This window comes from Frankia sp. CoWAU3 (genome assembly GCF_977971855.1).
Window position 1 is genome coordinate 1 of sequence record NZ_CDWWXB010000063.1, and the last position, 11,808, is coordinate 11,808.

Below are 11,808 nucleotides of genomic sequence, written 5' to 3' on the forward strand. Positions count from 1 at the left end.
CCGGTTCACCGAACACTTACGACTATTTTGTACGAGTAACAGGGCGTAGCGACCTTGAGGTAACTGACGCCAATATATTGCCGGCGCCGATTGTGGACCATCCGTTGGCCGGGGCGATCCTGCTGCGGACGCTGCGGTTGAACTGCCTGACGTCGGCCTACGCGCCGCTGTGGAGTGAGGTGTTCGACCAGGCCTGGGGTGACGACGGCTGGGTGATCCCCACGCCGAACACTCCACCGCTCGGTGACGTCCGGCCGGAGTGGGACGTGCGGTCGCCGCTGCGGACCGAGCTGGCGCGGCGGGCGGCGCTGGTCGAGCTGGACGCGCTGGTCTCGGTGATGATGAACATCTCGGCGGATCAGCTCGTCGCCCTGTACCTCGCGCGCTTCCCCCAGCTTCAGGCCTACGAGGAAGACACCTGGTTCGATCTCGCCGGTCGCAAGATATGCGGCGACCGCAACTCGTTCGGGTTCGGCCAGGCCAAGGAGCACTACGTCCAGTTGCGTAAGCACCTGGAGGACCCTCGTCACGAGCCGCCGCCGGAAGGGTATGCTGCCCCGTCCCACAAGGCGGACCGGGAGGCGGAGATGCGGCAGGCGCACGCCGCGTTCAGTGCCCGGCTGCGGGCCGCCCGGGACGCGGGCTGGCGGGAGCCTGAGCCACCGGAGTCGGGCGGATGAGGCCGACGTTCGCCGCCGACAGCCTGCGGCGCAACCTGACGCAGTTCCTCACCACGACGTTCGCCCTCGCCGACGCGGACGAACGGGCCGCGCTCGCGCGCTTTCTGGAGCATCCCGAGCACGGCATCTACCGCGGGCCGTACCTGCGTGTCCGCATCCCGTTCCGGCCGGCGGCCGACGGCTGGCAACGACACCTCCAGTGGCATCCGGGCGGGGACTGGACGCCCTACGAACACCAGGCCCGGGCGTTCGAGCGGCTGAGCACCCTGCATTCCCCGGCCGAGCCGACGCTGGTGACCACCGGCACCGGCTCCGGCAAGACCGAGGCCTTCCTTGTCCCGGTCCTGGATCACTGCGAGCGGGCCGGCCGAGCCGGCCGGCGCGGCGTCAAGGCGCTGCTGCTCTACCCGATGAACGCACTGGCCTCCGACCAGACGCAGCGCATCGACGAGTTCCTCGCCCGGCCGGGCCTGGAACACGTGACCGCCGGGCTGTACGTCGGCGACGTGGCGGAGACGACCTACGCCCGGGTGCTGACCTCCCGCGCGGAGATGCGCCGCAACCCGCCGGACATCCTGGTCACCAACTACAAGATGCTCGACCAACTGCTGCAGCGGGCCGACGACGTGCCGCTGTGGGAGGGTGCCGAGCTCGCGTATGTCGTGCTCGACGAGTTCCACGCCTACGACGGCGCCCAGGGCACCGACGTCGCGATGCTGCTGCGGCGGCTCGGCGCCGTCACCGGCCAGGCCGAGCCGGGCCGTCCGCTCGGGGCCGCCTGCCCGGTCGCCACCTCGGCGACCCTCGGCGAGGGCCAGGGCAGCGACGGCGGCGCGGCCATCCGCGGCGTCGCGGGCCAGGTTTTCGGCACCGTCTTCGACGAGGCGGCGCTGATCGGCGAAGACCGTCAGCGCCCGGAGGAGATTCTCCGCCCGGTCGACCACAACCTGCCGCTGCCGGACCCGGCGGACCTCGCGGGCATTCCCGACCCGGCCCGGGACACCTGGTCGCTGCGGCGGACCGTGGCGGCCGTGCTCGGCGTGGACACCTTCGACCCGGCTGTGCTTGGCCGGCATCTCCAGCGGCACATCCTCACCCACGCGGTGCTGGGTCTGCTCGGTGACGAGCCCAGGACCGCGGCGGAGATCCTGGAACTGCTCCCACGCCGGGGCGCCTACCGCTGGGGCCTCGCCCTGCAGAACGAACCCGAGGTGGCCGCGCTCGGACTGGCCCGGTTCGTCGGGCTGCTGTCGATGGCCCGCGACCCGGACCGGCCTGAGCGCCCGTTCCTCGGTGTCGAGACGCACCTGTGGGTCCGGGCCGTGTCGCGGCTGCTGCGAGGCGTGGCCCGGCAGCCGACCTTCCTGTGGGACGGCGACCCCCGCCGGGTACCCGTCGCCGACGCATCCGAGGCCGACGGTGCGGTCGCGGATACCAGTCAGGCGCTGCTCCCGGCGGTCTACTGCCGGCACTGCGGCCGGTCCGGCTGGTCGGCGATCTCGCCCGAGCGCGATCCGCACGAACTCGTCACCGACCCGGCCAAGATCTACCGGGCCGGCGTCGGCCGGGACAAGCGGCGGGTACGCGCCCTGCTCGCCGCGACCCCGGGCGAGATCGCGGGCACCGGCCGCGGCCTGTTCGTGCTCGACTCCGCCGGCAGCCGCATCCGTCCGTTCGACCCGGCGAAGGACCGCGCCCGGGCCGACCGCCCCGGTTCCGGCAACGGTCCCGGCAACGGTTCCGGTTCCGGTCCCGGTTCCGGTTCCGGCAACGACTCCGGTAACGACGTGGTCGTCCTCGCCGATCTCGGGGACGATCGGGCGGCCAGCCTGGACCGCTGCCCGGCCTGCGGGCTGGACCAGGGCATCCGCTATCTGGGTGCGGGCCTGGCGACGCTGGCTTCGGTCGCCGTCACCCAGCTGTTCACCGGCGGCGAGCTGGCCGGCCGGGAACGGCGCACCCTGCTGTTCAACGACTCGGTGCAGGACGCCGCCCACCGGGCCGGTTTCGTCGCGAACCGCTCGTTCACCTTCTCGCTGCGCTCGCTGCTCGCCGCCCAACTGGTACCCGGCCAGCCGGTGACTCTCGACGCCGTCGTCGCCGACCTGGTGGCCGCCGCCACCGACCGCGACACCCTTGCCGCGATCATCCCGCCCGACCTGCACGACTCACCCGGTATCGACGCCCTGCTGTCCGGTGAGCACACCGGCAGCCGCAGCACCTGGCGGCTGGTCGCTGACCGGCTGGGGTTCGCCACCGTGCTCGAGTTCGGCCTGCGTTCCCGCCAGGGCCGCACGCTCGAGCTCACCCGCACCGTCGCCGCCGATGTCGTGCTCGACGAACCGGGGAAGGTCGCCGCCCTGTGCCGCGACCTGCTGCTCACCGGCCGGGCCGCGCAGCTCCCGGCCGGGAGCCTGCCCGACGAGGCACGGCTGGAGGCCTTCGTCCGGGGTGTGCTTGAACGGCTGCGCGTCCGCGGCGGCGTCCGCCACACCTGGCTGGCCGGCTACCTCGCCCAGGGCGGCCGCCGGTGGATGGTCTGGGGTGGCCGGCCCGCCGGCATGCCGGCTTTCCCGGAGGGCCTCTCGGCGCCCGCATTCCTGCTGTCCGGGCCTCGGCGCAACAGCGAGTTCGACCTGCTCACCGCGCGCGGCGGCTGGTACCAGGACTGGGCGCGACGGTGCCTGGGCGGGCTCGACCGGGAGGCCGTCCACGAGTTCCTCGGCCGTCTGCTGCCCGAACTCGCCGGTGCCGGCGTGCTGCGCAGCCACCAGCTCACCGCCGACCCGACACTTTCGGTGTTCGGGCTGCAACCCGGCCACGTTCGGGTTGTCCGGCTTGACGATTCCGCGGCCGAGCTGGCCGGGATCCGCTGCGACTCCTGCTCCTGGGCGCAGACCGTGCCGCCGGCTGGGTCGGGCAGCCCTGCCAGCGGTACCGCTGCGATGGTCACCTCACCGCCGCGCCCGACGCCGCCGCCGTGGGCGACTACTACCGTCGGCTCTACCTCGGGGGCGGGGTGTTCCGGGTGGTGACGGGCGAGCACACCGGCGTCCTCACCCGCGTGCAGCGCGAACAGGTGGAACGGCAGTTCCTCGACGGTACCCGCTACACCGACCCGAACGTGCTGTCCTGCACCCCGACGCTGGAGCTCGGGATCGACATCGGGGAGCTGTCGGCCGTGCTGCTCGCGTCGTTACCGGCTGCGCCCGCGAACTACGTGCAGCGCGCTGGGCGGGCGGGCCGCCGTAGCGGGAACGCGTTCGTGCTGACGCTGCTCGCCAACCGCGCCCGGGACCGTTACTACCTCACCGAACCCCGCGAGATGATCGCTGGCCAGATCGTCCCGCCGGGCTGCTACCTGTCCGCGGTCGAGATCCTGCGGCGCCAGTATGTCGCGCACCTCATCGACCTGGCGGCGCGTCGCCAGCTGCCCGGCGTGCTGCCGCTGCCGCGTCGGGCCGGCGCCCTGTTCGGCCCGACCGGCTGGCTGTCGTCGTTCGGCGCCGCGGCCAAGCGGGCCGGCGCCGACACTGTCGAGGTGTTCCTGTCGCTGTTCGGTGACGACGTCACGGCGCAGGCCGCCGGTGAACTGCGGGTGTTCGCGACCGACCGAGCCGGCGGAATCGGCGGAATCGAGGGTGCGCTGGCCTGCGTGGACGCCGCCTGGGAAGCCCGGCTGGACGGCCTGCGTCACCGGCTGGCGGCCATCTTGTCCGCCACCGACGCCCTTGCCGACTCCGACCCCGACCAGAAGCGCGAGGCCCGCGGTCTGCGGGCCGAGCAGCGGGCCGTCCGAAAGCGGGTCGCCGAGATCGGCCGGGCCTCGGCGCACGCCACGCTCGTCGAGTTCGGACTGCTGCCGAACTACGCCCTGATCGACACCAACACCATGCTCGAAGCGACCCTGACGTGGGAAGACGGCGGGTCAGGACCCGACGACCGCAGATACCACAGCGAGGTCCGCGAGTACCCGCGCCCCGCCCGGCAGGCGCTGCGTGAGATCGCACCTGGCAACATCTACTACGTCCGGGGATACCAGCATGAGATCAGCGGTCTTGAGATCGGCACGCCGGACAGCCCGGCCTGGGAACACTGGCGGGTGTGCCCCGCCTGCGGCCACGTGCGCACCGAACACGCCATCCAGGACCCGAGCGCCTGCCCTCGCTGCGGCAGCCGCGGCATCGCCGACTCGGGGAACCTGTACCAGGTGCTACGGCCCAGCAAGGTGACCGCGGTTGACCGCGGCGATGACGCGCGTATCCGGGACGACGCCGAGGACCGCGTCGTCCGGGCATACTCGATGGCCCACACGGTGGACGTCGACCCCCAGCAGGTGCTGCGGTCGTGGCGGCACACCGGCATCACCTTCGGGATCGACTACACCCGGACGGCCGTGGTGCGGGAGTTCAACCTCGGCCCGGCGCGGTACGACCGGCCGGCCGGCAACGTCTTCGGCGGCGCCCAGGTTCGGCTCAATCCCTTCCACGCCTGCGTCACCTGCGGCGGTACCCCGGAGGACGGCCCGCCGCCGAGCCCGGCCACCGCGGCGGCAGGCCAGGGTGGCCTGCCCGTGGCGGCCACCGCCACCTCGATGCCGGGAACGGTTCCGCGCGAGGCTCAGCACCACCGGCGGTGGTGTCCGTACCGGCGTTCCCCTTCGGCGACCCGGCACGTCCCGCTCATCCTGGCGCACGAGCTGCGCACCGAGGCGATACGCATCCTGGTCCCGGCCGTCACCGCCGCCGTCGACGAACGGATGGCCTCGTTCGCGGCAGCGCTTCGCCTGGGCATCGCGGCCCGCTACGGCGGCGATCCGGATCATCTGCGGATCGTTCGGGCGGTGATGCCCGACGGCGGCCAGCACGGCACCGGGCACGTGCGCCGGTTCCTCGTCGTCCACGACACCCAGCCCGGCGGCACCGGCTACCTGCATCGGCTCTCCGACCCCGACAGCTTCCGGGAGGTGCTCGCCGCCGCGCTGCGGGCCGTCGAGAGCTGCCGGTGCGCCGAGGAAGGACGCGTGGCATGCCACCGGTGCCTGTTACGGGACGCCCGCGACGACGAGTTCCAGCTGATCAGCCGGTTCTACGCGGTGGCGATGCTGCGTTCCCTGCTGGACGGGTGGGACGTCGTCGGTGGCCAGTGTACCGACGAGATCTCGCTGTTCGACCAGGTCGAGAGTGAACTCGAAGCGCGGTTCCTAGCCGGTCTGCTCGACTGGGGCGCCCGTCCCGGAAGCCGGGCGACCGTGACCCGCACCGCCGACACCCATGGCGCACGCACCGCCGACCTGCGCATCAGCCGGCCCGACGGGCAGGTCGTCCACTGGCAGCTGAGGCTGCAGAACACCATTCACGGGACCAGACCAGACGCGCTGTTCGTCCGGGTAGACGCGGCCCCGTCGACTGTCGCGGTGTACCTCGACGGATTCAGCTACCACGCCTCGAAGGAGCACAACCGGATCGCCGACGACGCGGACAAACGAACGCTGCTGCGTGCCCATGACATCGTGGTCTTCCAACTGGCCTGGGACGACGTCGAAGCCTGGTGCGGCCGGCCGGTGGCGCAGCCGCCGGTCTGGCCACCGTACGCCGGCAACGCCCAGGCCGGCGCCCGGGACCTGTACCGGCTCCTGACCGGCCGAGATGTGCGGGAACTGGCCGGCACGGTGTGGGCGAACCCGGTTGAGCTGCTGCTCGCCTACCTCGGGGATCCCGACGCCGAGCTCTGGCGGTCCCGGACGGTCGCGGCGCTGGCCGGCCTGCTCAACCTGCCTGGCTCGCGGACCACCGCGAGCCGCGGCGGCGTGGCGGCAGCGGTACGGGAGGCGCTGACCGCCGGACCGACCGCTGGTCCGGCCGTCCCCGGACGGCCGACGACCCGCCCGGGGACGGCCGGACCGGTCACGGTCGTCCGTGTCGAGGACGCCCACCACTGCCCGGTCGTCGTGGTCGCGGATCAGAGCGACGGCGGGCCACCCGTGTGGACCGCACTCGTGCTCGTCGACGACCGCACCGCGACCGTCGCGAACGACACCGATGCCCACCGGCTGCGGTGGGCCGCCTGGCTGTACTGGAGCAATCTGCTGCAGTTCCTTGACTCCGGGGGCGGCGACGGCGTCCAGCTCGCGCGGAGCGCCCTCGGCGAGTTTGACCCGTCGTTGCTCCGGGTCGCGGCGGGATCGGGTGCGTTGTCGGTGCGTCGGTCGGTCCAGCTCGATGCCGAGACCTCGGTCTGGATCGGGACGTCGTCCGGTGCGCATCCCGGGGCGGCTGTCGAGGTAACCGGCCCGGCGCAGCAGCAGCAGCCGGCGGCGGTCGGGCCCGCGTGGCAGGCGGTGCTCAGGCTGATCACCGCGACGGAGCCGGGGCTGGTCGAGCTGGTGCGGGAGCTGGCGGCGCGGGATGTGCCGGTACCGGAGGTCGGGTACGAACTCGGGGACGCGGCCTGGCAGGCGGAGCTGGCCTGGCCGGCCGCCAGGATCGGGGTCGTCACCGCGGCCGGGCCGGGCGACCCCGAAGGCTCGGGACGCGACGCCGCCTACGCGGCGGCAGGCTGGCTGGTGCGGACCGCGTCCGAATGGCAGGCGTCCGATCTCGCCTCGAACCTCACATCGAACCCCGCAACGAACCCCGCATCAAGGATCGATGGTCCACTCGGCTCACGGAGGGACAGCCAGTCGTGACCGACCAAGCCAAGGTGACACTTCGCATCCTGGATCGGGCCGACAAGGAGATCCTCAAGCTCACCCGGGCTGAGAAAGGCGGCGTCTACGACTTTCAGAGCGCCTTCCGGCAGAACCTGAACACCCCGAGCCTGCACTTCAAGCGACTCAAGGGCAATTCTCGGCTGTTCTCCGCCCGGATCGGCAAGGATCATCGCGCGTTGCTGCTCCACGTGGGCAACCAGGACTACCTGCTTGTGTCGGTCAAGCACCGCAGCGAGGTCTACGACGGCATCGAGGACAAGTATTCCTACCAGATCAACCGAGTCACCGGCGGCATCGAGGTCGTGGACCTGTCCGCCGTCGGTGACGGCATCGTCGGCCGGTTGTTGCCGCCGGAACGGCAGCTGACCCACACCCGGGTCAGGCCCGCCCAGGTCAGGCCAGAGCCGGCGCCGGGAGTCGGCGACACCGCAGGGGGGGAGCCGGGCGGCCAGAAGGACCTCGAACGGCCGTTGTTCGAGGCCTTCACTGACCAGGACCTGGTCGACCTCGGTGTGGTTCCGGCCCTGCTTCCGCTGATCAGACGGATCGTTGACGAGGACGAGCTGCTCGGGCTCGCCGAGGTCGCCCCGCAGCTCACGTCCGACGTGCTCCTGGCGCTGCACGACGGCAAGAGCGTCGAAGAAGTACTCGAACACGTCACCGTGCCGGTGAAGGCCGACAGCCCGGTCGACCCGGAGGACTTCGCTGCGGCGGTTGCCCGGCCGGCGACCCAGGTGACCAGCGACGATGCCGCGCTGCAGGCGGTGCTGGGCGAGTCGTTCGCGCGGTGGCAGGTCGACCCAGCGCCAGCTCGTGGACCGGGTCTACGGCGGACCGGCGCGGGTCAGCGGCGGGCCGGGAACCGGGAAGACGATCGTCGCGCTGCACCGGGCCGGGCACCTCGCCGCCCGGCTGCCGCCGGGCGATGACAAGCCGATCCTGCTCACCACGTTCAACCGCAACCTTGCCGCCGACCTGCGGGCCCGGTTCCTCGACCTAGTCGGCCCCGACCTCGTCGATCGGGTCGATATCGTCAACATCGACAAGCTCGCGAGCCGGGTTGTCGGTGAGGCCGGGGCGAGCCGTCGCCGGCGGACGATCGACGATGACGCCGCCGTGCGGGAGTGGGCCGCGATGCTTGACGAGGTCGGTGAACGACGGTGGGACGCCGAGTTTCTCGCGGCCGAGTGGGCCGAGGTCGTTCTGGGCCAGGTGCTCCGTTCCCGCACCGACTACTTCAAGGCCCGGCGACCAGGTCGAGGGCGGCCACTGTCCCGAGCCGACCGCGACGCGGTGTGGCAACTCGTCGAACGTTTCACCAAGCGCCTGGACGACGCCGGTGTGTGGACGTGGCGCCAGGTAGCCGAATACGCCGCCCGCACCGAACAGGACCGCGCGGCCGCGGTGGTGAGCGCGGCCGGTCAGCCCACCGCTTCCGGCTCCCTGCCCAGGTACCGCTATCGGCATGTCGTCGTGGATGAGGCCCAGGACCTCAACCCGGCGCACTGGAAGATGCTGCGGGCCATGGTCGCGCCAGGTCGGGACGACATCTTCCTCGTCGGCGACACCCACCAGCGAATCTACGATAATTACGTCATGCTTGGTAGTCTCGGCGTGAATATCCGTGGTCGCAGTGCCAAGTTGACGCTGAGCTACCGCACCACCCGTCAGATCCTGTGGACAGCGCTTCGGCTGCTTGCCGGTGAGACGTACGACGACCTCGACGGCGGCGACGACAACCTCGCGGGGTACCGGTCGCTGCTCAGTGGCGGAGAACCCGTGCTCGGTGAGGCCGTCACCTGGGCGGATGAACTGAAGCTCATCAGCGGGCAGATCAGGGTCTGGGAGAGCGCCGGCGACGGTTCGACCAGTGCCGGCGACGGTTCGACCGCCGTGTGCGTGCCGACTCGACGGATGGTGGAGGACGTCGTCACACACCTCGAGGCGAGCGGGATTTCTGCCATCGAGATCGGGCCGGACGGGCCGAAGCGAGCCGACGGCGTCCACGTGGGCACCATGCACCGTTTCAAGGGCCTGGAGTACCGGCGGATCATCATCGGAGGTGCCAGCGCCGGGCTTGTGCCCCGTGGCGTGATCGAGCGGTACCAGGACGTCGACCCAAAGCGGTACCAGCAGGAACGGGCACGAGACCGGTCACTGCTGTTCGTCGCGGCGACCCGCGCCCGCGACGAACTGGCGATCTTCTGGCACGGCCGGCCAAGCCCGTTCCTGGCCGCCGCCTGGACGCGGCGTCGCGCCGTTGGGTCGAGCTTGCGCAACTGACGAAGCGCATGCGGGGTTATGCCGACCGGGTACCTCATACCAGGCCGAGGTCGGCCTTTACCTTGTCCCATGGAACGGGCGTCTGCCCGGTAGCCGCCATCTCCTCGACGTAGACCACTTGGTTATCGCGGACCAGCCGGGCGGCAAGCTTGTGATGATGATCCCGGCGGGTTTCGCGCACTTTCCGGTGCAACACCGCTACCCGCCGCACCGCCTTCCGACGGTTCGCGGAACCTTTCCGTGTGCGGGCCAGCGACCGCTGGGCGCGGGCGAGATGCTGCCGCTTCGACCGCGGCGGGCGAGGGTTCGCCACGATCTCACCCGTGGACATGGTCACCAACCGATCGAGCCCGAGATCGACCCCCACCTCGGCGGGCACGACCGGGTACGGCTCGTCGGTCACATCGACCACGAACGACACGTAGTACCGGCCGTCCGCTTCCCGGATCACCGTGGCCGACGACGGAACCGACGGCAACCCCCGAGACCAGGCGAGTTCGACATCTCCGACCTTCGTGATCCGAGTTCTTAACGCGACTGGGCGACACTCGCCACCTGGTCCGTCAGCATGCTTGAGCGGGAGGTGTTCACCGAAGCGGGGTCGCGGCCCGGCTTCTCGGCCTGCCGCAGAACACCCTCCACTACTGCTTGGCGGGTGGCACGGTCGGCGACCGGGCCTACAAGCCGGTGATCCGTGTCGCACCCCGGGCGGCCGGCCTCGACTACAAGAAGACTGCCAAGCGTACGTCTGGCCGGCCCCTCGTGCTTCTTGCGGGAACGGCCGCCGCATGTCAGATCACGAGGAGTAAGCGTCGCGAACCCGGACCTGCTGTCCGGGGCGTCTACTCGGGATCGTAGGCGAGGTTGGGGCGTAGCCAGCGCTCGACGTCGGAGATCTTCAGGACCCGCCGCTGGGCGTAGTCCTCGACCTGGTCCCGGCCGATGCGCCCGACGGTGAAGTACCGCGACGACGGATGGGCGAAGATGAGCCCGCTGACGGCGGCGGCGGGGGTCATCGCGAAGGACTCGGTCAGGCCCATCCCCACCCGCCCGGCGTCCAGCAGGTCGAACAGCGCCTGCTTCTCGCTGTGGTCGGGGCTCGCCGGGTAGCCGAAGGCGGGACGAATGCCGCGGAAGCGCTCGGCGTGCAGATCCTCCAGCGACGGCTTGGCGTCCGGCTCGAACCAGGCGCGTCGCGCCTCAAGGTGGACATACTCGGCGAACGCCTCGGCGAGCCGGTCGGCCAGGGCCTTCACCATGATCGCCCGGTAGTCGTCCTGCCGGGCCTCGAAGCCGGCCGCGAGCGTGTCGGCGCCGTGGACGGCCACGGCGAACCCGCCGATGTGGTCCCCGGCCGGGGCCAGGTAGTCGGCGAGGCTGCGGTTCGGCCGCCCAGCGGGCTTGGCCGTCTGCTGGCGCAGCATCGGCAGGCGCAGCCGCCCCGTGCCACCCGGACCCGGCGAGCTGGCGCTGTTCACCGCGCCGACGTCGATCTGATCGATCAGGATGTCGTCGTCCTCCGCGACGGCGGGCCAGAAGCCGTAGACCCCGCGGGCCTGAAGGCTGCCGTCCGCGATGATCTGATCGAGCAGGACGTTCGCCTCATCGTACAGCTCACGGGCCACCGGCTGGTCCAGGATCGCCGGGAACTTGCCCTTCAGCTCCCAGGCAAGGAAGAAGAACTGCCAGTCGATCATCGAGCGCAGCGCGCCGAGGTCCGGGGTGACGACGCGGACGCCGGTGAAGGCGGGGACGGGCAGGTCGTCGAACGTGACCTGCTCGCGGTTCGCCCGGGCCTGCGCGAGGGGGAGCAGCGGGCGCTGCTGGCGGTTCTCGTGCTGCTCACGCAGGAGCTTCTGCTCCACCCGGTTACGCACGGCGAGCTCCCCGGCCCGGTCGGCGTCGAGCAGGTCCGAGACCACACCGACGACGCGGGAGGCGTCCAGCACGTGGACGGTGGTGGCGTCGTAGGCGGGGGCGATGCGGACCGCGGTGTGCTGGCGCGAGGTGGTGGCACCGCCGATCAGCAGGGGCAGCTTCAGCCCGCGGCGCTGCATCTCGGTGGCGACCGTGACCATCTCGTCCAGGGACGGGGTGATCAGGCCGGACAGGCCGATCGCGTCGGCGCCCTCC

Annotated in this window: 6 protein-coding genes and 1 pseudogene; 5 read left to right on the forward strand and 2 right to left on the reverse strand. The window is 71.3% G+C overall.

Annotation, left to right across the window (positions count from 1 at the left end):
• The 5 genes and pseudogenes from AC08ON_RS08225 to AC08ON_RS08245 all read left to right on the forward strand — a co-directional run.
• Window positions 1-680: pseudogene (locus AC08ON_RS08225) on the forward strand (hypothetical protein); the annotation flags it as partial.
• Window positions 677-3,715 carry a DEAD/DEAH box helicase gene (locus AC08ON_RS08230; RefSeq protein ID WP_476607539.1) on the forward strand — a complete coding sequence of 1,013 codons (3,039 nt, stop codon included), beginning with the start codon at window positions 677-679 and terminating at the stop codon, window positions 3,713-3,715. The pseudogene AC08ON_RS08225 and the gene AC08ON_RS08230, both read left to right, overlap by 4 nt.
• Complete coding sequence (locus tag AC08ON_RS08235; RefSeq protein WP_476607538.1) at window positions 3,661-7,368, forward strand: Zn-binding domain-containing protein; 3,708 nt, start codon at window positions 3,661-3,663, stop codon at window positions 7,366-7,368. The genes AC08ON_RS08230 and AC08ON_RS08235 overlap by 55 nt, the downstream gene beginning before the upstream one ends.
• Window positions 7,365-8,321 carry a type II toxin-antitoxin system RelE family toxin gene (locus AC08ON_RS08240; RefSeq protein WP_476607537.1) on the forward strand — a complete coding sequence of 319 codons (957 nt, stop codon included), beginning with the start codon at window positions 7,365-7,367 and terminating at the stop codon, window positions 8,319-8,321. The genes AC08ON_RS08235 and AC08ON_RS08240 overlap by 4 nt, the downstream gene beginning before the upstream one ends.
• A complete protein-coding gene (locus tag AC08ON_RS08245; RefSeq protein WP_476607536.1) occupies window positions 8,206-9,675 on the forward strand; it encodes a UvrD-helicase domain-containing protein in 1,470 nt (489 codons plus the stop codon). Before AC08ON_RS08240 ends, AC08ON_RS08245 begins: the two co-directional genes overlap by 116 nt.
• Window positions 9,676-9,709: 34 nt before the next feature.
• Here AC08ON_RS08245 and AC08ON_RS08250 read toward each other — a convergent pair whose 3' ends face one another.
• Both AC08ON_RS08250 and AC08ON_RS08255 read right to left on the reverse strand, forming a co-directional pair.
• The gene (locus AC08ON_RS08250) at window positions 9,710-10,465 is read right to left on the reverse strand and encodes an RNA-guided endonuclease InsQ/TnpB family protein (protein ID WP_476607535.1); all 756 of its coding nucleotides are present in this window, start codon (window positions 10,463-10,465) and stop codon (window positions 9,710-9,712) included.
• A gap of 52 nt (window positions 10,466-10,517) precedes the next feature.
• Window positions 10,518-11,808 (reverse strand): vitamin B12 dependent-methionine synthase activation domain-containing protein (locus AC08ON_RS08255; RefSeq protein ID WP_476616730.1); only part of this gene is annotated, 1,291 nt, incomplete at its 5' end.